This window comes from Jannaschia seosinensis (assembly GCF_001408515.1).
Classification (GTDB): Bacteria; Pseudomonadota; Alphaproteobacteria; order Rhodobacterales; family Rhodobacteraceae; genus Jannaschia; species Jannaschia seosinensis.
Window position 1 is genome coordinate 1 of record NZ_CYPR01000194.1, and the last position, 22,817, is coordinate 22,817.

The 22,817-nt window shown below is 66.7% G+C and carries 22 protein-coding genes, 1 tRNA gene, 1 pseudogene and 1 riboswitch; of the genes and pseudogenes, 13 read left to right on the forward strand and 11 right to left on the reverse strand.

Annotated elements, in window-relative coordinates:
* Positions 1–324 precede the first annotated feature (324 nt).
* Positions 325–1,227 carry an IS701 family transposase gene (locus JSE7799_RS14320; RefSeq protein ID WP_222101773.1) on the forward strand — a complete coding sequence of 301 codons (903 nt, stop codon included), beginning with the start codon at positions 325–327 and terminating at the stop codon, positions 1,225–1,227.
* Positions 1,228–1,263: 36 nt separating this feature from the next.
* Positions 1,264–1,707 carry a hypothetical protein gene (locus JSE7799_RS21400; RefSeq protein ID WP_222101775.1) on the forward strand — a complete coding sequence of 148 codons (444 nt, stop codon included), beginning with the start codon at positions 1,264–1,266 and terminating at the stop codon, positions 1,705–1,707.
* A gap of 11 nt (positions 1,708–1,718) precedes the next feature.
* Here JSE7799_RS21400 and JSE7799_RS22345 read toward each other — a convergent pair.
* Together JSE7799_RS22345 and JSE7799_RS14325 are read right to left on the reverse strand one after the other, a co-directional pair.
* Positions 1,719–1,832, reverse strand: a pseudogene (locus JSE7799_RS22345) (IS110 family transposase); the annotation flags it as partial.
* A 142-nt stretch (positions 1,833–1,974) separates the two neighbouring features.
* Positions 1,975–2,050 (reverse strand) — tRNA-Ala (locus JSE7799_RS14325).
* Between the two features lie 104 nt (positions 2,051–2,154).
* On the opposite strand from JSE7799_RS14325, the gene JSE7799_RS14330 reads away from it, so the two are divergent.
* Positions 2,155–3,444 (forward strand): DUF2254 domain-containing protein, encoded by a 1,290-nt coding sequence (locus JSE7799_RS14330; protein WP_055664213.1) that lies wholly within the window; start codon positions 2,155–2,157, stop codon positions 3,442–3,444.
* Positions 3,445–3,462: 18 nt separating this feature from the next.
* On the opposite strand, the gene gcvP is transcribed toward JSE7799_RS14330, so the two are convergent.
* The 3 genes from gcvP to gcvT form a co-directional block, all read right to left on the reverse strand.
* Positions 3,463–6,291 (reverse strand): aminomethyl-transferring glycine dehydrogenase, encoded by a 2,829-nt coding sequence (gene gcvP, locus JSE7799_RS14335; RefSeq protein ID WP_055664214.1) that lies wholly within the window; start codon positions 6,289–6,291, stop codon positions 3,463–3,465.
* 97 nt (positions 6,292–6,388) lie between these two features.
* Positions 6,389–6,745: a glycine cleavage system protein GcvH gene (gcvH, locus tag JSE7799_RS14340; RefSeq protein ID WP_055664215.1), complete on the reverse strand. Its 357-nt coding sequence runs from the start codon at positions 6,743–6,745 to the stop codon at positions 6,389–6,391.
* A 10-nt stretch (positions 6,746–6,755) separates the two neighbouring features.
* Positions 6,756–7,871, reverse strand: a complete 1,116-nt coding sequence (gcvT, locus tag JSE7799_RS14345) for a glycine cleavage system aminomethyltransferase GcvT (RefSeq protein ID WP_055664216.1) — start codon at positions 7,869–7,871, stop codon at positions 6,756–6,758.
* Positions 7,872–7,979: 108 nt separating this feature from the next.
* Positions 7,980–8,067, reverse strand: a riboswitch (glycine riboswitch).
* Between the two features lie 42 nt (positions 8,068–8,109).
* Between gcvT and JSE7799_RS14350 the strand changes: the two genes are divergently transcribed.
* Entirely contained in the window at positions 8,110–8,640 is a 531-nt protein-coding gene (locus tag JSE7799_RS14350; RefSeq protein WP_055664217.1) for a gamma-glutamylcyclotransferase family protein, read from the forward strand.
* Here JSE7799_RS14350 and JSE7799_RS14355 read toward each other — a convergent pair.
* Positions 8,637–10,643, reverse strand: a complete 2,007-nt coding sequence (locus tag JSE7799_RS14355; protein ID WP_186201958.1) for a protein-disulfide reductase DsbD family protein — start codon at positions 10,641–10,643, stop codon at positions 8,637–8,639. The genes JSE7799_RS14350 and JSE7799_RS14355 overlap by 4 nt on opposite strands.
* A 143-nt stretch (positions 10,644–10,786) precedes the next feature.
* Here JSE7799_RS14355 and JSE7799_RS14360 point away from each other — a divergent pair, with 143 nt between their 5' ends.
* A complete protein-coding gene (locus JSE7799_RS14360; protein WP_055664219.1) occupies positions 10,787–11,506 on the forward strand; it encodes a DsbA family protein in 720 nt (239 codons plus the stop codon).
* Between the two features lie 3 nt (positions 11,507–11,509).
* Here the strand turns inward: JSE7799_RS14360 and JSE7799_RS14365 are convergent, their stop codons facing one another.
* Both JSE7799_RS14365 and metF read right to left on the reverse strand, forming a co-directional pair.
* Positions 11,510–11,944 carry a PaaI family thioesterase gene (locus JSE7799_RS14365; RefSeq protein WP_055664220.1) on the reverse strand — a complete coding sequence of 145 codons (435 nt, stop codon included), beginning with the start codon at positions 11,942–11,944 and terminating at the stop codon, positions 11,510–11,512.
* 27 nt (positions 11,945–11,971) lie between these two features.
* Positions 11,972–12,838: a methylenetetrahydrofolate reductase [NAD(P)H] gene (gene metF, locus JSE7799_RS14370; protein ID WP_055664221.1), complete on the reverse strand. Its 867-nt coding sequence runs from the start codon at positions 12,836–12,838 to the stop codon at positions 11,972–11,974.
* 100 nt (positions 12,839–12,938) lie between these two features.
* Here metF and JSE7799_RS14375 point away from each other — a divergent pair, with 100 nt between their 5' ends.
* The gene (locus JSE7799_RS14375) at positions 12,939–13,856 is read left to right on the forward strand and encodes a LysR family transcriptional regulator (RefSeq protein WP_055664228.1); all 918 of its coding nucleotides are present in this window, start codon (positions 12,939–12,941) and stop codon (positions 13,854–13,856) included.
* Positions 13,857–13,862: 6 nt separating this feature from the next.
* Here the strand turns inward: JSE7799_RS14375 and radC are convergent, their stop codons facing one another.
* Positions 13,863–14,837, reverse strand: a complete 975-nt coding sequence (radC, locus tag JSE7799_RS14380; protein WP_083480609.1) for a RadC family protein — start codon at positions 14,835–14,837, stop codon at positions 13,863–13,865.
* A 163-nt stretch (positions 14,838–15,000) separates the two neighbouring features.
* Between radC and JSE7799_RS14385 the strand changes: the two genes are divergently transcribed.
* The 3 genes from JSE7799_RS14385 (at position 15,001) to JSE7799_RS14395 (ending at position 19,216) form a co-directional block, all read left to right on the forward strand.
* A complete protein-coding gene (locus JSE7799_RS14385; protein ID WP_055664222.1) occupies positions 15,001–15,795 on the forward strand; it encodes an inositol monophosphatase family protein in 795 nt (264 codons plus the stop codon).
* Between the two features lie 91 nt (positions 15,796–15,886).
* Positions 15,887–16,846, forward strand: a complete 960-nt coding sequence (gene deoC, locus JSE7799_RS14390; RefSeq protein WP_055664223.1) for a deoxyribose-phosphate aldolase — start codon at positions 15,887–15,889, stop codon at positions 16,844–16,846.
* A 60-nt stretch (positions 16,847–16,906) separates the two neighbouring features.
* Positions 16,907–19,216, forward strand: coding sequence for an aldehyde dehydrogenase family protein (locus JSE7799_RS14395; protein WP_055664224.1), 2,310 nt, complete (start codon positions 16,907–16,909; stop codon positions 19,214–19,216).
* Positions 19,217–19,220: 4 nt separating this feature from the next.
* Here JSE7799_RS14395 and JSE7799_RS21125 read toward each other — a convergent pair whose 3' ends face one another.
* Both JSE7799_RS21125 and JSE7799_RS14400 read right to left on the reverse strand, forming a co-directional pair.
* A complete protein-coding gene (locus JSE7799_RS21125; RefSeq protein ID WP_186201960.1) occupies positions 19,221–19,394 on the reverse strand; it encodes a hypothetical protein in 174 nt (57 codons plus the stop codon).
* A 51-nt stretch (positions 19,395–19,445) separates the two neighbouring features.
* On the reverse strand, positions 19,446–20,396 hold the full coding sequence (locus tag JSE7799_RS14400; protein WP_055664225.1) for a hydrogen peroxide-inducible genes activator: 951 nt from the start codon (positions 20,394–20,396) through the stop codon (positions 19,446–19,448).
* 111 nt (positions 20,397–20,507) lie between these two features.
* Here JSE7799_RS14400 and JSE7799_RS14405 point away from each other — a divergent pair, with 111 nt between their 5' ends.
* The 4 genes from JSE7799_RS14405 to JSE7799_RS14420 form a co-directional block, all read left to right on the forward strand.
* A complete protein-coding gene (locus JSE7799_RS14405) occupies positions 20,508–20,918 on the forward strand; it encodes a hypothetical protein (RefSeq protein WP_055664226.1) in 411 nt (136 codons plus the stop codon).
* 254 nt (positions 20,919–21,172) lie between these two features.
* Positions 21,173–21,640: an NADH-quinone oxidoreductase subunit K gene (locus JSE7799_RS20035; RefSeq protein ID WP_083480610.1), complete on the forward strand. Its 468-nt coding sequence runs from the start codon at positions 21,173–21,175 to the stop codon at positions 21,638–21,640.
* A gap of 104 nt (positions 21,641–21,744) precedes the next feature.
* Positions 21,745–22,407, forward strand: a complete 663-nt coding sequence (locus tag JSE7799_RS14415) for a proton-conducting transporter transmembrane domain-containing protein (protein WP_055664227.1) — start codon at positions 21,745–21,747, stop codon at positions 22,405–22,407.
* 81 nt (positions 22,408–22,488) lie between these two features.
* Positions 22,489–22,817 (forward strand): transposase (locus JSE7799_RS14420; RefSeq protein WP_222101774.1); only part of this gene is annotated, 329 nt, incomplete at its 3' end.

Sequence of the window (22,817 nt, forward strand, 5' to 3'; positions counted from 1 at the left end):
AGGCATGACGACGCCACCCATGTCATCGATATCCTCCCATTTGCGCCGGTGTGACCAGTATCCGAGCCGNACCTCGTCTCCGTTGCCGGTCGGCTTCAGGCGGGCAATCGGCGCCTCCGTCTCCAGCAGGTAGAGATGGCAAGAGCCCTTGTTCTTGTAGGAGCCGACACCACCACCATTGGCGTCGTCGAAAGCTTCGATGCGGGCGACCGTTTCATCGTACAGCATGCGCAGATCATACATGAGCACACCTCAAGATGCGTCATTCACTTTGCCGCGGGCCCCTGACTTGCATGGTGATCGGCGAGGGATTCGAAGCATGGGATGCAGCAACATTCCACCTCCCCGCCGCCGACAGGCGTTCCGGTTCCCCAGATCCTGCGCGATTGGCTGCAGGAGCTGCGAATGTGCTTTACAGCTCCCAGCTGGGAACACGTGCTTGTTCTGGTCATGGGTGCAGTGCTGGCACCGGGCAAGCGCACCGTCAGCGCCTGCCTGCGGATGACCGGGCGTGCCGAGGCGCAGAATTTCTCAAGCTGTCATCAGCTCCTCAACCGTGCCCGGTGGAACACCCACGCCATGGCGCGGCACCTGCTGAGCATGGTCGTCAACCGCCTCGTGCCGGAGGGCCCGGTAGTCATCGGGATGGACGACACCATTGAACGCCGGTGGGGGCGCAGGATCACAGCACGCGGCATCTATCGCGATCCCGTCCGCTCCAGCCACGGCCATTTCGTCAAGGCCAGCGGACTGCGCTGGTTGAGCTTCATGGTGCTGACGCCGGTCCCGTGGGCGGGTGCCGTAAAGGCCCTGCCGGTCTTCCCCCTGCTCGCCCCGTCACAACGCTCCAACCTTCACCGGGGACGCAGACACAAGCTGCTGACCGACTGGGCCCGCCAAGGGGCGCTCCAGCTCTGCCGCTGGTTGCCCGACCGCGACATCGTCTTCGTCGGCGACAGCAGTTTCGCCGTCCACGAACTGGCCCACGCTATCACAGGCCGGGCAACGCTGATCAGCCGGCTCCGGCTCGATGCCAATCTCTTCGCGCCCCCTCCCGAGCGCAATGCGCGCTCCGTCGGCCGTCCGGCACAGAAGGGCCCGCCGTTGCCCAAGTTGAAGACCTTGCTTTCAGATCCCGCTACGCCATGGCACAGAATGACCGTCTCCTCATGGTATGGCCGCAAGCAAGGGAAAACGCTCGAGATCGCCTCGGACACCGCACTCTAGTATCGCCCCGGCACGCCGCCCAAACCAATCCGCTGGGTGCTTGTCAGAGACCCTGAAGGCAAGCGGGCCCCGCAGGCCTTCTTCAGCACCGACACCGCCCGCGAGCCAGCCGACATCATCGCACTCTTCGTCCGCCGTTGGCAGGTCGAGGTCACCTTTGCAGAAACCCGCGCGCATCTCGGCGTCGAAACCCAAAGGCAGTGGTCCGACAAGGCAATCGCGCGAACAACACCTGCCTTGCTCGGTCTCTACAGCCTCATCTCGCTGTGGGCCTGCGATCTGCTGAGCACGACCAGCACGCCCTATGCCGCAGCATGGTATCACAAGACCAATCTCACCTTCACCGACGCCATCGGTTCGGTGCGTCTGGCCCTCTGGGCAGGAGACGTTTTCCAACACTCTCCGCCGGACCGGGAACCGCAAGAAATCCCGCCCGACCGCCTCGTGCGCATGGCCGAAGCACTTTGCTTCGCCGCATAATGTACAAAGTCGAGCTGAGCGCCCCCCAACTTCTTGCGCAGGACCGCACGACCAGTGCCGTCGGCCCCATGCACCTGGAACACATTCTTCGCCAGATCGAGCCCGACCGTGATAGTCTCCGACATGACCGCTCTCCTGTGTGGATCGTTGCAGACCCACCTTGGCACACTGATGCCGTCGGGGGGCGGTCACATCATCAACGCAACTTTGTAGAAACCACGATAGGCGCAGAGTAATCTTCCGCCGAAAGACAATATTCTCGTGTTCTGGTGGAGCCGAGGGGAATCGAACCCCTGACCTCGTCATTGCGAACGACGCGCTCTACCAACTGAGCTACGACCCCAACGCCGCCTCATATGGCGAGGGGATCCAGCCGTGTCAAGCGAGCATGGGAACCCGCACCGGCGGCGGGATCGTTGTCTCTTCGCGCAACCCGAAAGGCCGTCGATGTTTCTCACCAAGACCCTTTGGAAGCTGCGCGAATGGGCCAGTCAGGTCTGGCCGCGCGTCTCGCTGTTTTCGCTCGTGGCGATCCTGACTGCGGCCGTCGCGCCACTGATCTCGCCGCTTCTGCCCGATGACATGCAATCCACCGTCGGCCGCGCCGCCACCATGGACATGCTGTCGATCCTGACCGACTCGATGCTCGTGGCCTCGACCTTTTCGCTCTCGATCATGGTCACCGCGCACCATTTCGCGGCAAGCCAAGTCACCCCCCGCTCGCACCGGCTGCTTCGATCCGACGGCCAGACGCAGTCCGTCATCGCGACCTTCATCGGGGCGTTCGTCTACGCGCTGACTGCGACGGCGATCGTGAACGCGAACTTCTATGCCGAGGCGGACTTTCCGGTGATCTATACGGTCACCATCGTCATCATCGCGCTGGTGATCGGTGCGCTCATCCGGTGGGTTCAGCAACTTGCCGGACTCGGCTCGATCGAGACGACGACAAGGCGGGTCGAAGACGTCGCGCGCGAGGCGCTGGCCGCGCGCATGGTGACCCCGAATTTCGGCGGCGCCCCCCTCAGGGACGTCGACGGCGAGATGGGCTGGCCCGTCCGCGCGCAGGTCTTCGGCTACATCCGACACATCGACGTCCGGTCCCTCTCGGCCCGGGGAGAGGAACTCGATATTGACATCGCGCTCCTCGTCCTGCCGGGCGACGAGGTTGCACCGGACGACGTCATGATGCGATTGATCGGCCGCACCCAATCTCCTGACGGATCGGTGGATACCGGCCTGATCGATGAAATGCGCGGACAGGTGACGATCGGCGCATTGCGGACCTTTGATCAGGACCCGCTATTCGGCTTGCAGGTCCTGTCGGAAATTGGGCAGCGCGCCCTGTCCCCCGGTCTCAACGATCCGCGTACCGCCGATGATATCATAAGCCGTCAGCTCCGCGTTCTCGGCAACTGGGACACGACCGGCGCGGATGCTCCCCTGCCCCGCATCCGGGCCCGAGGGTCCGACATGCGGCTGATGGTCGAGACGGCCTTCGATGCGATCGCCCGCGACGGTGCCGATCTCGTGGAGATCCAGATGGCCGTGCAACGCGCCTTGGGCATCCTTGCCTACCATGCCGATCCCGATATGCGGCAGGCTGCGCGAAATGTGTCCGCCCGCGCGCTTGCCCGCTCGGATAAGACGCTTCTGCTGGAGGAAGACCGCAAGCGGGTCCGCGACCTCGCCACGGTGGATCGGGCAGCCGACCGAAACGGAGCCGCAGCCGAATGACCCGCCGCTGCGGCGGCCCTATTCCGCCGCTTCGAGATAGCTCTCGACCGGTGGGCAGGTACAGACGAGGTTGCGGTCGCCGGCGACGTTGTCCACGCGGTTGACCGGGGGCCAGTACTTGTCCACCCGGAAGGCCCCGGCGGGGAAGCAGGCCGCCTCGCGCGAATAGGGGCGATCCCAGTCGCGCACGAGGTCCTCCATCGTGTGCGGCGCGTTCTTCAGCGGGTTGTTGTCCGCATCCATCTGCCCCTGCTCGATCTTGGCAATCTCTTCCCGGATCGCGAGCATCGCGTTGACGAAGCGGTCAAGCTCGGGCTTCGGCTCGCTCTCGGTCGGCTCCACCATTAGGGTGCCGGCCACGGGCCACGACATTGTCGGTGCGTGGAAGCCGTTGTCGATCAGCCGCTTGGCCACGTCGTCGACCGTTACGCCCGCACTCTCCTTGAAGGGCCGCGTATCGAGGATGCATTCATGCGCGATCCTCCCGTTGCGCCCCGCGAACAGCACGCCATACGCCCCCTTGAGCCGCGCGGCGACGTAGTTCGCCGACAGGATCGCCACTTTGGTTGCCTGCGTCAGCCCCGCGCCGCCCATCATCATCACGTAGGAATAGCTGATCGGCAGGATCGAGGCGGAGCCGAAGGGCGCGGCCGAAACCGGCGCCTCGGTCCCCTCCTCCGGATGGCCCGGCAGGTGCGGCGCCAGATGCGCCTTCACCCCGATCGGCCCCATGCCGGGCCCGCCACCGCCATGCGGGATGCAGAAGGTCTTGTGCAGGTTCAAATGACTGACATCCGCGCCGATTTCGCCGGGCTTCGACAGGCCGACCATCGCGTTGAGGTTTGCCCCGTCGAGATAGACCTGACCGCCATGTTGGTGCGTGATCTCGCAGACCTCGCGGACGGTGTCCTCAAACACGCCGTGGGTGGAGGGATAGGTGATCATGCAAGCCGCCAGATCGTCACCCGCCGCCTTCGCCTTCGCGCGGAAGTCGTCGATGTCGACATCACCGTTCGCCGCGGCCTTCACGATCACGACCTTCATGCCCGCCATCATCGCCGAGGCCGGGTTCGTGCCATGCGCCGACGTCGGGATCAGGCAGATGCGCCGGTTGTCCTCGCCCCGCGCGCGATGCCAGGCGGCGATCGTCAGAAGGCCCGCATATTCCCCCTGCGCACCGGAATTGGGCTGCATCGACATCGCGTCGTAGCCCGTGATGACGCAGAGCCGGTCCTTGAGCTCCTCGATCATCTCAACATAGCCGGCCGCATCCTCGCGCGGGGCGAAGGGATGCAGGCGACCGAATTCCGGAAACGTCACCGGCATCATCTCGACCGCGGCATTGAGCTTCATCGTGCAGGAGCCCAGCGGGATCATTGCCCGGTCGAGCGCCAGATCGCGGTCGGCGAGACGGCGCATGTAGCGCATCATCTCCGCCTCGGCGCGGTTCATGTGGAAGATCGGATGGGTGAGGTAGTCTGTCTCCCGTGCCAGGGCATCCGGCAGGTCGACGCGCAGCTCCGGCGCAGCCTCGACACCGAAGGCCGACAGCAGCCGCTCCAGAACCGCCCCGTCCGTCATCTCGTCGCAGGCGATGCCCAGACGATCGTCGCCGATCCTGCGCAGCGTGATGCCGGCATCCCGTGCCGCCTGCCACAGGGCATCGCGCCGGTCGCTCGTCACCGTGAAGGTGTCGAAGATCGGCCCATCGGAGACCGCAAACCCCGCCTCCGCCAGCGCATCGCGCAGCGCGACCGCATGGGCATGGACGTGGGTGGCGATGTGGCGCAGGCCGCGCGGGCCGTGGAATACCGCAAAGAAGCTCGCCATCACAGCCAGCAGTGCCTGCGCGGTGCAGACGTTGGACGTGGCCTTCTCGCGCCGGATATGCTGCTCCCGGGTCTGGAGCGCGAGGCGGTAGGCCTTGTTGCCAAGCGCATCGACGCTGACACCGACAATGCGCCCGGGCATCGACCGCTTGTGCGTCTCGGCGCAGGCAAAGAACGCGGCATGCGGACCGCCATACCCCAGCGGCACGCCGAACCGCTGCGCGGAGCCAACGGCGATATCCGCGCCCATCGCGCCCGGCTCCTTCAGGAGGCACAGCGCCAGCAGATCCGTCGCGACGATGCCGATCGCCTTCGCCTTGTGAAGCGCGTCCATCTGCGCGCTCAGATCACCGAGCCCGCCATGCGTGTCGGGATACTGAAAAATCGCGCCGAAGACGGCGTCGGCGTCCAGATCCGAAACGTCGCCGACGATCAACTCGATCCCCAGCGGCTCCGCACGCGTCTGCATCACCGCGATGTTCTGGGGGTGGCAATTCGCATCCACAAAGAACGCCGCGGCCTTCGACTTGCCGACGCGCTGCGCCATGACCATCGCCTCGGCGCAAGCCGTCGCCTCGTCCAGAAGCGACGCATTCGCCACCGGCAGCCCGGTCAGGTCGGACACCATCGTCTGGAAATTGAGCAGCGCCTCGAGCCGTCCCTGTGCGATCTCGGGCTGGTAAGGCGTGTAGGCGGTGTACCAGGCCGGGTTTTCCAGCACGTTGCGCTGGATCGCCGGGGGCGTGACCGTGTCGCTGTAGCCTTGCCCGATCATGCTGACCGTAATCCGGTTCTTCGCGGCAAGCTCGCGCATCCGCGACAGGATCGCGTGCTCGGTCATCTGCGGCCAAGGCAGCGGCTCGGATTGCCGGATGGATCTCGGCACCGTCTCGTCGATCAGCGTATCGAGATCGGCCGCGCCGACCACCTCCAGCATCTCGGCCATCTCCTCGGGCGAGGGGCCGATATGGCGACGATTGGCGAAATCGTAGGTGTCGTAATCGGTCAGCTTGGTCATCTCGGCCCTCCGGGCGCTTCAACTGTCTTGATTGGCCGTGATGATCGGGGATCCGATCATCACGCTGCCGCCGGAATGTCCCGTTCTCGCGAACGGTCTATTCCGCAAACTCCTTGTAGGCGTCCTCGTCCATCATCGCGTCTATCTCCTCGGGCGTGGAGGTGGTCATGCGGAAGAACCACGCCGCCTCGGCGTCCTCGTTGACGAGGCCCGGATTATCGATCAGCGCCTCGTTCACCTCGGTGATCTCGCCGTCGAGCGGGGCGAGGATGTCGGAGGCTGCCTTGACGCTCTCGATCACGACGATCTCCTCGCCCTTGGTGATCTCGCGGCCGACATCGGGGAGTTCGATGAACACCACGTCGCCCAGCTGCTTCGCGGCATGCTCGGTGATGCCCACGGAGATGATTCCGTCGGCCTCGTCGAGCCATTCATGTTCCTCGGTATATTTCATCGCAATCCTCTCAGCGCTTGTAGCGGGGTTGGTGGAACGGCAGGTCTGCGACCGTGACAGGCATGCGCCGGCCGCGAACGTCACCATAAAGCGTGACACCGGCCTGCGTTCCAGCAGGAACATAGCCCATGGCGATCGGCGCGCCCACCGAAGGGCCGAACCCGCCGGACGTGACGGTGCCCACGGGCGCGACCGCATCTTCGGTTTCGTAGAGCATCACACCCATCCGCATCGGCGCGCGCCCGTCGGGGCGCAGGCCCACGCGGATGCGCTCGGGGCCCTCGGTCAGTTCGTGCAGGATCCGGTCTTCGCCCGTGAACCCTCCTGCCCGCGCGCCGCCCGGACGCCGCACCTTGCCGATCGCCCAGTTCAGCCCCGCCTCGACCGGCGAAATCTCGGGCGTCAGGTCCTGCCCGTAGAGCGGCATTCCGGCCTCCAGCCGCAGACTGTCGCGCGCACCCAGCCCGATCGGCAGCACGTCCTCATGCGACAGGAGCGCGCGGGCGAAGGCGTCGGCGACCTCGATCGGCACACTGATCTCGAAGCCGTCCTCACCGGTATAGCCCGACCGGCTGATCCAGAGGTCGGCCTCCTGCCACTCGAACCCGCCGACATCCATGAAGCGCATCGCGGCGGTGCCGGGCACGAGCCCCTCCAGCGCAGCCTCCGCCGACGGCCCCTGCAGCGCCAGAAGCGCCCGGTCGTCGTGCAGTTCGACCGAATGGTCCGGCAGGCCCGCACGCAGGATGTCCATGTCGAGATGCTTCATCGCACCGTTGACGACCAGAAGCAGGTGATCGCCGCGGTTCGCGACCATCAGATCGTCCGCCACGCCGCCATCGGGCAGGGTCAGCAAGCCGTAACGCTGCCGCCCTTCGGCCAGCCCGACCACATTGACCGGCATCAGCCGCTCCAGAGCCGACGCGGCCCCGTCGCCGGCCACGATGACCTGTCCCATGTGGCTCACGTCGAAAAGCCCGGCGCGCGTGCGCACATGAAGATGCTCCGCCATCACGCCGGCGGGATATTGCACCGGCATCGCGTAACCCGCGAAGGGCACCATCTTGCCGCCAAGCTCGGCGTGAAGCTCGGCCAGCGGCAGGGGAATCTGGGTCGCGTCGTCCATGGCACTCCTCTCCGGATCCGGACGGACCCGTGTGAAATGCCCCCTCTGTCCTTTGGCCTGAGATCGCTATCCCTTCGGCGCCCCGTCCGGGGTCTCTCCAGAGTGTCGTCGCGCGGCAGGTCCGTTCGCCTGAGAGTTTACCGGGGCGGTTGCTCCTTCGGCCCTGTCCTGCGACAGAGTCTCCCGTGCCGTGCGAGTTTCCTATAGGAAACCGGATCTGTTTTGCGCAAGGGAAAAGATGAACCGCTTCTTCGGCTATGGCAGCCTCGTGAACCGCCGGACGCATGCCTATCCCAATCTCACTCGCCACACGGTGACCGGCTGGCGGCGCGCCTGGCGGCATACGCCGCTTCAGGAGGCGGCGTTTCTGACGGCGGTGCCGGACACGGCGAGCGAAATCGACGGCGTGACGGCGGATGTGCCCGGTGGCGACTGGGCCGCGCTCGACCTGCGGGAGGCGGCGTATGTCCGCACGCCCCTCTCCGACGGGACGCGCATCTACCACATCCCGGAGAAGATGCACGGCCCGGCACCGCGAACGCATCCGATCCTGCTGAGCTATCTCGACGTCGTCGTGCAGGGTTTCCTGACCGAATTCGGGGCGACCGGCGTGGCCCGCTTCTTCGACACGACCGACGGTTGGGACGCGCCGATCCGCAACGACCGCGACGTGCCGATCTATCCTCGAGCACAGACCCTGAGCCTGGAGGAGCAGGCCATCGTCGACGAAAACCTTGCCCGCATCGGTGCAATCGCGCGGGTGAGCTAGCCGCCCGCCTGTTCCAGCGCGTCCAGCACCGCCGCCTCGGTCAAGAGTTCCGGCAGGACGATGCCTTCGGGCGCGCCAGGGCCGAACACCTGGTTGAACGGAATGCCGAACCGGCCGTTCTCGCGCAGATAATCCGCGATGGCTTCGTCGGCGCGCGTCCAGTCCGCCCGCAACGCGACGACCGCGGCCAAGGCATCGGCCACGCCGGCGCGCTCCAGAACCAGCGTCTTGTTCGCCTTGCAGGTCAGGCACCAATCTGCGGTGACGTCGACGAAGACGGTTTCGCCCGACGCGACGGCCTCCGCGACACGCGCCTCGCTCCAAACCTGCCACCCCGAGGCGATCTCCGCGCGGGGCGGGGCGCTGACCGGGACGAACAGGGCCGCCCCCAGCGCCGCCGCCAATCCCACCCCGCCGACAGCCCAGCCGCGGCGCCACATCGCGAGCGCCAGCAGCATCGCGGCCGCCACCGCACCGACGGCAAGCGCCATGCCCACGCCCCCTGCCGCCGCCAGCACGGTGACCAGCCACACCGCCGCGAGGATCAAAAGCACCCCGAGCCCCCAGCGGATCGCCATCATCCACCGCCCCGGACGCGGCAGGCGCCGCACGAGCCCGGGCCGGATCGCGACCAGCGCGAAGGGCGCGGCCAAACCCGCCCCCATGGCGAGGAACACGGCGAGGATCTGCGCCGGCCCGTGCGTCAGCGCATAGGTCACCGCGGTTCCCAGAAATGGCGCCGAGCAGGGCGTCGCCATCACGGCGGCGAACGCTCCGGTGGCAAAATCCCCGCCCCATCCGCCGCGCGCCTCGGTGCGCGCCATGCCGGTCATCGCCGCCGGGCCGAGACGGACCGCGAAGAAGCCGAACAGGTTCGCCGCGAACAGCACCATCAGAACGATCATCACCGCGAGAAAGACCGGGTTCTGGAACTGCACGCCCCAGCCGACCGCCACGCCCGCCTCGCGCAAGGCGATCACGATCCCGGCCAGTCCGGCGAAGAAGACCATCACCCCGGCCACGGAGGCCACGAAGCCCGCCCGCACCCGCGCGGCCGACCGATCCGCCGCCTGCAAGGCCGAGGCCAGCTTGATCGACAGGACCGGCAGGACACAGGGCATCACGTTCAGGATCAGCCCACCCAGCGCGGCAATCGCGAGGATCGCCCAGAGCCCGGTCCCTGCGGCTGGCGGCGCGGGCGCGACTGGCCCCGGCACCGCCCGCAACGTCGCGGCGCGGTCGCCATCGGCCAGCGTGATGTCCAGCGCCCCCTCACCCGGCGCCAGCACCGGCACCCGCGCCCAAAGCGCCCGCCCCCCGTCGGACAGAACGATCTCGGGCGCATCGAAGGCCGCATAGGGACCATGTTCGGGAAACAGGTCGACATCGCCGAACGGCACATCCGACGCAGCCGTCAGCGTCAGCGCCTCCTCGTCGAGATGGACATCGCCCAGAGCGAGCCCGGATCCCGAACCGTCGCCCGGTATTCGCGCGATCCAGTGCGCCAGCGTTTCCGCCGCCTCGGCATCCACCCCTCCGCCGCCCCCCGCCGGAAGCGCCAGCGCGAGGTCCAACCGCTCCGGCACGCAAATATCGGCGCAGACCAAGATCTCCGCCGTCACCTCCAGCCGCGCCGCCGCACCGGGATCGGCCAGCCGGACATTCAGCGGGAACACGACCTCCTTGCCGTAGCCAAAGTTCTGGATGTCGAACGCGGTAAATCGCTCTGGCACCGGATAGGACAGCTCCACATCAGCGATATTCTCGCTGCCGGACCAGTCGAGCACGGGCGGCAGGCCCACTTCGCCGGGGCTGCGCCAATAGGTCTTCCATCCCGCGTCGAGCGTCAGGGCCAGTCCGGCCGAAACCGTCCCGCTTTCCGCACGAATGCCGTCCTCGGCGGCGATCAGGCGCGCCTCGACCGCCCGGCCCCGGACGGATTGGGATTCCGCCGCCGCGACGGATAGGGGCAACAGGCATAGCAGGGCGAAAAGACGAAGCATCTTCACCGTCATATGCTCCCGCTCACCGCGTTTCGATAGGGGAGACGTATTGACTGACACGAACGTGACCGCCCGTCCGGCTTGCACCTGCCGCCGACAGCGGTAAGCCTCGCCTCCAGCCCACCCGGACCGAGGAAATGCCCATGCTCCGCTTCGCCCTGCCGCTCGCCCTTCTCGTCGCAGCCCCGCCCGCAATGGCGCAGGAGCGTACCGAGGCGGAAGTGAAGGGACTCGCCCTCGAGGCGATCCTCGAAAATCCGGAGGTCATCGTCGAGGCGATCGAGATGCTGCGCAGGCGCGATGCCGAGGAAGCGCAGGCCGAGGCGCAGGCGACCCTGGGCGAAAGCCGCGATCTTCTGGAGCGCGACCCGAACGCACCCGTGCTGGGCAATCCTAATGGCGACGTCACGGTGGTGGAATTCTTCGACTACAACTGCCCCTATTGCCGCCGGGCCGGCGACGAGGTGGCTGCGCTGCTGGAGGCCGACCCTGACGTCCGTCTGGTCTACCGCGAATGGCCGATCCTGAGCGAAGGCTCTCTCTTTGCCGCGCGCGCCGCGCTGGCCGCGCGGGAGCAGGACCTCTATGCCCAGATGCACGAGGCGATGATGGACGCGCAGGGCCGCCTCGACGAGACGAGCGTGATGGCGATCGCCGAAGAAGTGGGCCTCGATACCGCGCAATTGCGCACCGACATGGAAGCGCCCGAGGTTCAGGAGCATATCCGGACATCGATGGAACTGGCCCAGTCGCTGGGCTTCAGCGGCACGCCCAGCTTCGTTGTCGGTGACACCACGGCCCCGGGCCTCGTGGATGCCGAGCAGCTTCAGGCGATGGTCGAGGACGCCCGCGACGATAACTGACGCTCAGGCGCCAACCGGTACCATCGTGCCAAGCGCGGTCGCAACGTGCCTTCTCTCCGCGTCGGAACCGTCGCTGCCGTACACGTCCGACGCGACGGCGATCAGGCGTCGTCCTGACCGCACCACGCGGCCCTCCGCCACGAGCAGACCGCTCGCCCGCGCCAGAAGCGAGATGCGGAACTCGCTGGTCACGACCTCGGCATCCGGCTCCATCAGGGTCAGCGCGGCGTAGCCTGCCGCCGAATCGGCCAGCGAAAACGTGAGGCCGGCATGCCCGGCCCCGTGCTGCTGCGCGCTGGCCGGCGTGACCTCCGCCGCGATCCGCACGAGCCCCTCGCCCACATGCTCCACCCGCGCACCCAGCGTCGCCATCATCCCCTGCCGGGCGAAGCTTGCCTCGACGCGCGCGCGGGCGGCATTTGCGTCAAAGGCGCTCATCGGCAGACCCTTGAGGCCCCCACCGCGTCAGGCCACCCGGCTCAGCGCCCGCTCGGGTGCGATCCCCAGCGCGGCACAGACGTCGCGAGTCAATTCGGGGCGGTTGAGCGTGTAGAAATGCAGATGCTCGCAGCCCTCCTCGACCAGCCGGTCGGCCAGCTCCGCCGCCTGCACGACGGCCAGAAGATCGGCGCGGCCGTCCCGCTCCGCCCGATCGAATGCAGCCGCCATCTCGGGCGGGATCAGGGCGCCGCAGGCCTTCGCGAAGCGGGAGGCTTTCGTCCAGTTCTCGATCGGCAGGATCCCCGGCACGATCGGCGCGTCGATCCCGGCCGCGACGCAGCGGTCGCGAAACCGCAGGAAGGTCTCGGGATCGAAGAAGAACTGCGTCACCGCCTCCGTCGCACCCGCATCGATCTTGCGCTTGAGCCACTGGACATCGGCCTCCGCGTCCGCCGCCTCGGGGTGGCGATCGGGATAGGCGCCGACGCGGACGTTGAAGCCGTCGGCGGCCAAGGCACCGACCAGCTCCACGGAATCGCGGAACCCGTCCGGATGCGGCTCGAACCCACTCGATCCCTTCGGCGGGTCACCACGCAGCGCCACGATATCGGTCACGCCCTTCTCACGAAAACCGCGTGCCACGGCGAGCGTTTCCTCGCGGGACGCATCCACGCAGGTCAGATGCCCCGCCACGCGCAGGCCGAACCGCTCGCCGAGCGCCGCGACCGCGTCGCGCGTCAATTCCCGCGTGGTGCCGCCCGCGCCATAGGTGACCGAGACCCATTCCGGGGCCAGCGGGGCCAAGGCGCTGATGCAGTCCCAGAGGCGGAACGAGCCCTCAAGGGACTTGGGCGGGAAGAACTCAAACGAAACGGCGGGTCGGACGGACATGAATACGGGCTCCTTGGCGGGTCGAACCCTTGTGCCGCATATGGGTTTCATGTGACAGCCTCATAATCCTCATCATCGACATGAGCCTGCTGCAATGAAGCTGCACCTCGAATTTCGGCACCTGCGCACGATACGCGCCATCCACGAATGCGGCGGTCTCGCGCGCGCAGCCGACCGTCTCAACATCACCCAGAGCGCGCTGAGCCATCAGGTCAAGAACCTCGAGGCGCAGATCGGGGTCGATCTCTTCGTCCGCCGCTCCAAGCCGATGCGGCTGTCGCCCGCCGGTCAGCGTCTCTTGCGGCTGGCCGAGCAGGTCCTGCCGCAGGTGGAGGCGGTGGAGCAGGATTTCGCCGGGCTCAAATCGGGTAAGACGGGCCGGCTGCACATCGCCATCGAATGCCATGCCTGCTTCGAATGGCTGTTTCCGGTTCTGGAGCAGTTTCGCCGCGCCTGGCCCGAGGTCGATGTCGATATCCGCCCCGGCCTGCAGTTTCAGGCCCTTCCGGCCCTAGAGCGGGAGGAGGTGGATCTTGTCGTCTCCTCCGACCCCGAGGCGATGCCGGGCGTCGAGTTCGCGCCGCTTTTCGACTACGAGCCGGTCTTCCTCGCCTCGTCGGCTCATCCCCTCGCGGGCAGGACGCATATCGACGCCGCGGATTTCGTGGGACAAACCCTGATCACCTATCCGGTGGAACGGGCCCGGCTCGACGTGTTCAACCAGCTCCTGACCCCCGCCGGGATCGAGCCCGCGCAGATCCGGCAGGTAGAGCTGACGGCGGTGATCCTGCTTCTGGTGGCGTCCAACCGCGGCGTCGCGGTCCTGCCCGATTGGGTCGTGCGGGAGGTGCGGTATAATTCCGACTACGTCACCCGCCCGCTGACCGAAACGGGCCTTACCCGCAGGCTCTATGCCGCGATCCGGCAGGACGACGCGTCCAAGCCGTTCATGTCGCACGTGCTGCGCCTGATGCGGACCGAGCCGCTCAAGCTCCAGCGCCGGTCCGAGGACGCCTGACGCCCCTCAATCGATGCCCATCGTGCCCATGAGGCCCGTGCTGCGAAACGACAGCTCCTTGTCCTTGCCGATGATGAGATGGTCGTGAATGACAATCCCCAAGGCGCCGCAGGCCGCCTCCAGGCGCAGCGTCATCTCGATATCGGCCTCGCTCGGCGTCGGGTCGCCGGACGGGTGGTTGTGCACGATCAGAAGCGCGCTGGCCGAAAGCTCCAGCGCCCGCCGCGCCACTTCCCGCGGATAGACGGGGACGTGATCGACCGTCCCCTCGCCCTGCGCCTCGTCGGCGATCACGACGTTCTTGCGGTCGAGGAACAGGACGCGAAACTGCTCCGTCTGCCGGTGCGCCATTGTCGTGCGGCAATAGGAGACCACGTCCGACCATGATGACAGCACCTCGCGGTCGAGCACCTTCGCCTGCGACATCCGGTGCGCGAAGGCTTCGACGATACGCAGTTGCAGCCAGACCCGGTCCGTCGCCCCCTCCACGCGCAGCAGATTGCGCTCCGAGGCGGCGACGACGCCGTTCAGGTCGCCGAACTCCGCCAACAGACGCTTGGCCAGCGGCTTCACGTCGATGCGGGGGATCGCGTTGAACAGCAAAAGCTCCAGAAGTTCGTATTCCGGCATCGGTGCGTGCCCGCCAGACAGAAAGCGGCTCCGCAGCCGCTCCCGGTGGCCCCAGTAATGCGGCCGCTGCGTGCCGTCGGCGCCACGGACGTATCCGCCGCCCGCCGATTGCGACGGGTCGAGCCTGTCGTTGTGCTTCGGGCGCGGCGTCCAGGCCGGCTGCGTCTCGGTACCCGGCGGCGGCAGTCGCGCCTCCAGATCGTGCAGGCCCGGAGGCCCGGCCTCGGCGAACCCGAACCGCGCCTCCGCCCGGGGCGCGGGGTATTTCGACGCCGGCGGCCGGCGCACGGCGCGCCTATTGCCGCGCACAAGCCGCGACAGCCAATCGACCGCTTTCTTTCTGCGTCCCATCGCCAAGCCCCCGAGCCCCGATATCGCGGGCGAGGCTAGGTTGCGGTGGTAAACGGCAGGTTAACGAAACCGGATGGTCGCAAAGATGCCGGCCGTTTCCGCTTCACCCCCGGAGCGTCCTCGGTTAGACGCCTCGCCTGACCCCCGGACGGAGCCGAAACCCATGCAGGGCAGTGCCAATCTCAACGTGATGATCAAGGCCGCGCGCAAGGCCGGCCGCAGCCTGATCAAGGATTTCGGCGAAGTCGAGAATCTTCAGGTCTCGGCCAAGGGCCCTGGCGACTTCGTCTCCCGCGCCGACCGCCGCGCCGAGGAGATCGTGCGCGAGGAACTGACGGCCGCGCGCCCCAATTACGGCTGGCTCGGCGAGGAATCCGCCCCGGTGGAGGGCAAGGACCCGACCCGCCGCTGGGTCGTGGACCCGCTCGACGGCACGACGAACTTCCTGCACGGGATGCCGCATTGGGCCGTTACGATCGCGCTGGAGCACAAGGGCGAGATCGTCTCGGGCGTGATCCACGATCCAGTCAAGGACGAGACGTTCTGGGCCGAGAAGGGTACCGGCGCCTGGCTCGACGGCAAGACCCGCCTTCGCGTGTCGGGCCGAACCTCGATGATCGAGACGGTCTATGCCACCGGTTTGCCCTTCGCCGGGAGCAAGTACCTTCCCGCCACGCTTCGCGATCTCGGCCGCATCCTGCCGGTCTGCGCGGGCGTACGCCGCTGGGGTTCGGCGGCGCTCGATCTCGCCTATGTCGCGGCCGGCCGCTACGACGGATACTGGGAGCGGGGGCTGCACCCGTGGGATATCGGGGCCGGCATCCTTCTGGTGCGCGAGGCGGGCGGCTTTGCCGAACCGATCCGCGAAGGCCAGACGCTGCTGGAGGACGGTCACGTCGTCGCCGGTTCCGCCGCAATCTTCGAGCGCTTCGCCAAGATCATCCGCACCACCGACTGACGGGCGACGCGGCGGACAGGTTCCGCCGCTGCCCCGTTGCCCCGGCGCGGCCGTCATGCGACGTTACGTGGCGACGAGACACGAGAGCCGAATGTCAGCCACGATTTCCGATCTGCCCCGCAACGCGGGCCTGCCCTTCGACATCGCATTGGTCGAATCGGTCCGCGTCAACACGCCCGCCACGATGCGCCGCGCCGCGACCATCCCCGCGCGTCGGTCGCTCAAGAAGGATTGGCAGGCCGCCTGGCTGGCCCGCGCAATCAGCGTGATCGACCTGACGACATTGGCGGGCGACGACACCGAGGGACGTGTCCGGCGTCTTTGCGCCAAGGCGCTCCAACCCGTGCGCCCCGACCTGCTCGACGCGATCGGCCTGCCCGACCTGACGGTGGGGGCCGTCTGCGTCTATCACGAGATGGTGCCCGCCGCCGTCGAGGCCCTGCGGGGCCGCCTTCCCGTCGCCGCCGTCTCGACCGGCTTTCCGGCGGGCCTGTCCCCGTTCCACCTCCGCCTGCGCGAAATCGAGGAGAGCGTCGCCGCCGGCGCGACGGAGATCGACATCGTCATCTCCCGCCGCCATGTCCTGACCGGTAATTGGCAGGCGCTCTACGACGAGACCGCGCAGATGCGCGCGGCTTGCGGCGATGCCCACATGAAGGCGATCCTGGCGACCGGAGAGCTGGGGACGCTGAAGAACGTGATGAAGGCGAGCATGGTCTGCATGGCCGCGGGTTCCGACTTCATCAAGACATCCACGGGCAAGGAGGCGGTAAACGCGACCCTCCCGGTCAGCCTCGTGATGATGCGCACGATCCGGACCTACGAGGCGCTTTCCGGCTTCAAGGTCGGCTTCAAACCAGCGGGCGGGGTATCCAAGGCGAAGGACGCGCTGACTTACCTGGCGCTTCTGAAGGACGAACTGGGCGACAGGTGGCTGCGGCCGGACCTGTTCCGCTTCGGCGCGTCGTCGCTTCTGGGGGATATCGAGCGGCAACTGGAGCATCACGTGACCGGACGGTACTCGGCGGCCTGTCGCCACGCGATCGGTTAAGATCAGGGCGAGGGGCCAACCCCCTCGCGCTCCCCGAGGTATTTGGAAAGCAGAGAAGACATGAGCGTGGCGGACATCTTCGAGAGCATGGAATGGGGCCCCGCCCCAGAAGGCCGCGCCGAGGCGGATGCCTGGCTGGACCGCCACGGACGCGTCTTCGGACATTTCATCGGCGGCAAACGCGGCAAGCCGGGCGAGACCTTCACCGATCTGAACCCTGCCACGGGCGAAGTGCTGGCGGAGGTGACGCAAGGCACGGAGGCGGACATCGCCGCCGCCGTCAAGGCTGCGCGCAAGGCGCAGAAGGAATGGTCCGCCGCCTCCGGCCACGATCGGGCGCGCGTCCTCTATGCCATTGCCCGGGGGCTTCAGAAGCATTCTCGGCTCCTCGCCGTGCTCGAGGTGCTCGATTCCGGTAAGCCGATCCGTGAGGCGCGCGATATCGACGTGGCGCTGGCCGTGCGGCATTTCTACCACCATGCCGGCCACGCGGCGTTGTTGGGCGAGACCCATCCCGGGGCGCCCCCCTGGGGCGTCTGCGGTCAGATCGTGCCGTGGAACTTCCCGCTCCTGATGCTGGCGTGGAAGGTGGCGCCCGCGCTTGCGACGGGGAACGCCGTGGTTCTGAAGCCGGCCGAATGGACGCCGCTGACGGCACTGGCCTTCGCCGATATCTGCACGATGGCAGGCGTGCCGCCGGGTCTGGTCAACATCGTCACAGGCGACGGCCGCACCGGTGCGGCGCTGACTGCCGCGCCGATCGACAAGCTGGCCTTCACCGGCTCGACCGAGGTGGGCCGGATCCTGCGCCGGGAGACGGCCGGACGCGGGATCGGCCTGACGCTCGAATTGGGCGGCAAGTCGCCCTACGTCGTGTTCGAGGATGCCGATATTGACGGAGCGGTCGAGGGGCTGGTCGATGCGATCTGGTTCAATGGCGGACAGGTTTGCTGCGCGGGTGCGCGGCTTTTGGTGCAGGAGGGGGTCGCCGCCGATTTCGAGGCGCGGCTGAAAGCCCGGATGGCAAGGATCCGCGTCGGCGACCCGCTCGACAAGGCGGTCGACATGGGCGCGATGGTTCACGCCGAACAGAAGGCGCGGGTCGAGGCGATGCTCGCGCGAACCTCCGGGACGGTGCATCGCGGCACCTGCCCCGACGGCTGCTACCTTCCGCCTACCCTCGTCACCGATCTGCCTGCGGGCGATCCGATCATGCGCGAGGAGGTGTTCGGCCCGGTTCTCGCCATGACGACCTTCCGCACCCCCGCCGAGGCGGTGCAGCTGGCCAACGATACGGTCTACGGGCTGGCCGGCTCGGTCTGGTCGCAGGATATCGACGTGGCGCTGGACACGGCGCCGAAGATACGCGCGGGCGTGGTCTGGGTTAACGGTGCAAACCTGCTCGACGCGGCGGCGCCGTTCGGCGGGACGAAAGAAAGCGGATTCGGGCGTGAGGGCGGTGTCGCGGGCCTGTCGGCGTATCTGCGGCCCGCTGAGGGCCCAAAACTGCCCGCGCCACGGCAACTCGAAATCTTGCAAACCGGGGTCGAGACCATCGACAGGACCCCGAAGATGTATATTGGCGGCAAGCAAAGCCGTCCCGACAGCGGCTATTCCCGCCCCGTCGCCGGCCCGAAGGGCATCGCGGGCGAAGTCGGCGTCGGCAATCGCAAGGATCTGCGCAACGCGGTCGAGGCGGCCACCGGCGCGAAGGGCTGGAGTGCATCGGCCGGGCATCTGCGCGCCCAGATTCTCTATTACCTTGCCGAGAACCTGTCGGCACGCGCCGCCGAGTTCGATGCCCGCTTGGCCGCACAGACCGGCGGCAAGCCCGAGGCGGAACGGGCGGTGCGCCACCTGTTCCGCTGGGCGGCTTGGGCGGATAAGCACGACGGCCGCACGCTGGGCGTGCCGATGGGGGGACTGGCGCTTGCGCTGAACCGTCCGGTCGGCGTGATCGGGGCCTTCGCGCCGGAGACGGCGCCGCTCTTGGGCCTCGCGCAGATCATGGGCGCTGCGCTGGCGGCGGGAAACCGGCTGGTGCTGGTGGCGCCCGAGACGGCACCGCTGAGCGCGACCGATCTCTATCAGGTCCTCGACACGTCGGACGTGCCCGGGGGCGTGGTCAATATCCTGACCGGCGATCATGCGGAGCTTGCCCCGCATATGGCCGGGCATATGGGCATCAATGCCGTCTGGAGCTTTTCGTCGGCCGACATCTCGGCCACCGTCGAGCGTGAAGCGGCGGGCGATCTGAAGCGAAGCTGGGTGAATAACGGCCGGGATCGGGATTGGGACGCGACGGATGCGGCCACGTGGCTGAGCCATGCAACGGAGGTTCAGACGATCTGGGTTCCGTTCGGCCTCTAACCCTTCAATGTCGCCGGTCAACAGGCGACTTGAAGACGAAGGCGACCAGCGCGCCGAGGATGAGGACGATCGCGAGGAAGTTCGGATCCGTCGCGCCAATCTCGTAGCCTGCCACGCGGAACGAGAGCGTATTGAGGCAGGTCAAGCCGAGACCGGGAATGGTAAAGCAGTCATTCATGGTTAGCGCATCCTTTACTTTATCGGACGCTATGCGGCGAATCCGGCTATTCTAGGGCCTTTTTTCGACGGTTTCGGCCATGCGATCGCACACCATCACCTCCGGCGCGACACGGCGTAGAACCTTCCGAATGGCTCCGGCCAGTTCGCCGTAAGCCGCCCCCTGCCCCGCCCTGCGTCGCCAGACCATGCCGATATCGCGACCAGGGGCGGGAGCCGACAGCGCCCGCGCGGTCACGAGCGCCTCGCGCGCGACCTCGGAGCGGACATAGAGCGCGGGCAGGACCGACAGACCGAGGCCGGTCGCCACCATCTGCCGCAGCGTATCGAGCGATGTGCCCTCATAATCGAGCGACAGCCGCGCGCCCGTCTCCGCGCACAGATCGGCGACCGTGTCATGCAGACGGTGCCCCGCCTCGAGCGTCATCACCGTCTCCCCCGCCAGGCTCTCGCGCGGCACCTCCGCACTGGCGGCAAGCGCGTGATCGGCAGGCATGACCACCAGAAGCGGCTCGTGGAACAGGGGCGCAACCGTCAACGACGGCTCCTCGACCGGCAGCGGGAAGAACAGCACATCGAGCGTCCCGTCCCGCAGCCGTCCGAGAAGGTCCCGAGACGTCCCCTCGCGAACATAGAATTTCAACGTCGGGTAAATTTCATGAAGGCCAGGAATGACGAGAGGCAGGAAATAGCTACCGAGCGACCCGACAACGCCCACACGCACCGTTCCGGTCAGCGGATCCGCCCCCGCCCGCGCCAGCGCCGCGATGTCCGCCACATCGCGAAGCACCGCGCGCGCCCGCGCCGCGACTTCGGTGCCGAGGGGGGTAAGCGTCACGCCCGCGCGGGACCTTTCGACGAGCTGGATGCCCAGCTTCTCCTCCAGTTCCCGCAGCTGCACACTGAGTGTAGGTTGCGTCACGTGAACGCTTTCGGCCGCACGGCGAAAATGCCGCGTGTCGGCGACGGCGACGAGGTATCGAAATTGCTGGAGCGTCGGCATGAGACCTCGATAGATTGCCACTATCGAAGGTAAGACGGATGAAGGCGCAGTACAATTAATGGTGCCGCTTATTTGACCTCTCGCAATCTTGAACGGATCATAGGGAGGAGCATGGCGGCGCCCGCCACAGGCAACAGGTTTTTTGCCGAACCCGCCGGCTGGAACTCAGTAGCCGTGCCGGCAGCCCTCTTTATCCGGCTCGCCGGGTTTCTGGCTGCGGTCGCGGGCAGCGAGGTCACCGTTTGGCGCGTCGTTTTGGTGCCGTCCTTGAGCGTGGCCTTCGGAATTCTGCTCGACGGTCTGTCGTTGGGCTTTGCCCTTCTGATTAAGGGGATTGGGGCGCTGGTGACGCTCCACGCCACGAGCTGGCTGGGCGTAATCGTCCCCATTGGCACAGCCAGTGCATCGTTCGAGATCTCGGCGCTGCAGGACCTGAGGGAATATCCGCTCTATCTGCCGATCTTCCCCCTCATCGTCGCGGCGGCCTTTACCACGCCGGCGCAGGTGCCGTTCCGCTTTTGACTGCCGAACGTATTGGCTGCGCCAATGCTGACTGGCTCTTCGACGGGGTCACGTCTATCTTCACCTCAATGCTGGCGCTCCGGCAGAACGACATCAAGCAGGGCCTAGCTAGACGACGCTGATGGCTCCCTGCTGGTTGCCGATGTTCATCGGGTGGGACACCGATCACGCCCACGAGGGGGGGCGCCACCGTTCCTTCCGGTCCATTTCGCCTAAGAAAACCGCTCTGTTCATGATGATCGGCGTCGCAAAACATGGACCGGCACGCGCGACGCCACGATCCTGCGCGGGCTAGACCGAGCAATGCCGGTGACGATGGTCGCGGTCATGCTCGGCGCGCGCAGCATGGCGAGCTACCGCCAATCTTCGGCATCGTCGGGAAGGAATTTTTAGGCCGCGCTCGAGGCGCCGGTAGCGCGTTAGATGACGGGCTGCGCTTTCTGTTCGGGCTGATCCTGATCTCGATCGCGGCGAACCGCGTGATCCTCGCCTCCGGCGGATTGACGGCCGAAGCGCCGCCCCTCGTTGAATATTACGCGACACTGCCGCCGTTCGGCGCTGCCAATACCCTGCCCCAGGCGCTGGTCCTGACGGCGCTCATGATCGGATTCGGCCTCTTCGCCTTCACGCGGGAGCTGGTCTATCGGGCCCACCGGGAGATCGGCACCCTCAACTCCGACGGCATGCGCATTGCAGAGCCGCACGAGGAGGGGCACTCGTGACACTCCTGTTGCCGCTTCCCATACCGATCGTCTTCGTCACCGCGATCCTCGCGTTCTTCTTTCGCCGTGGCGTGGAAGGGCGCTGAGTTTCGGTCATCGGCGCCATGCTGATGCTGGGGGCGGCAATCCTGCTCCTGGCCGAGGTCATCGCGCACAAGCCGCAAGCTGCGCAGATGAGCGAATGGCCCGCGCCGTTCGGTATCACGCCGGTCGCCGACAGACTCTCGGCGATCATGATCGTCATCACCGCGATCACGGCATTGGCCGTCAGCATCCATGCCACCGCCGAGATCAGCACGGAGATGGAGGAACTCGGTTATCGCGCGCTTTTTCAGGTGTTGGTCGCGGGGGTGACGGAGACGTTCCTGACGGGCGACTTGTTCAATCCCTACTTCTCACTCGACGTGATGCTGATCTCATCCTTCAGCCTGATCATTCTGGGCGGACGGCGGATCCAGATGGATGCGGGGATCGAGTACGTCACGCTGAACCTCATCTCGACTGTTCTCTTCCTGTCGGGCACCGGCTTGCTTTACGGCATCAAGGGCACGCTCAACCTCGCCAATCTGCACTTTGCGGCACAGGATGCCCACCCGGGCCTCGTGACGGTGATCGCCACAATGCTCCTCGTGGACTTCAAGATGAAGACGGCGTGTTGGCTGTCACTGAGAACTGACCCGGCATTGTCACCGAGATCTGACCCGCCCGGTCGTTATGTTGGTACTGTACCCTCAGGTCTGGAAATTCGCTTGAGACGCGGGGCGTGAGCTCGTGCTGGGGCGCCCCCCAGCACGAGCTGCCCATTCTGGTATTCCATGGATTTGCAACACAACCATGGAGAAGAACGAATGGACAGGCGGAAGGATACGGCGCTTGAGGCGGTCTTGGAACAGTTGATCGAGCACGGGCCCGGCGAGATCGCATCGGTGTTCGCGCGGGCTTTCGAGCTGGCGATGCAGATCGAACGGGAGCGGTTTCTCGGCGCGAGCCATTATGAGCGCACGCCCGAGCGTCACGGCTATGCCAACGGCTACAAACCCAAGCGGATCGACACGCCTGCGGGCACGGTGAGCGTGCAGGTGCCCAAGACTGCCGGGCATGGGGAAGAGCCGTTCTATCCGCAATCCCTCGAGCGCGGGCGGCGGTCGGTTCGGTCCGTCATGCTGGCGGTGGCCGA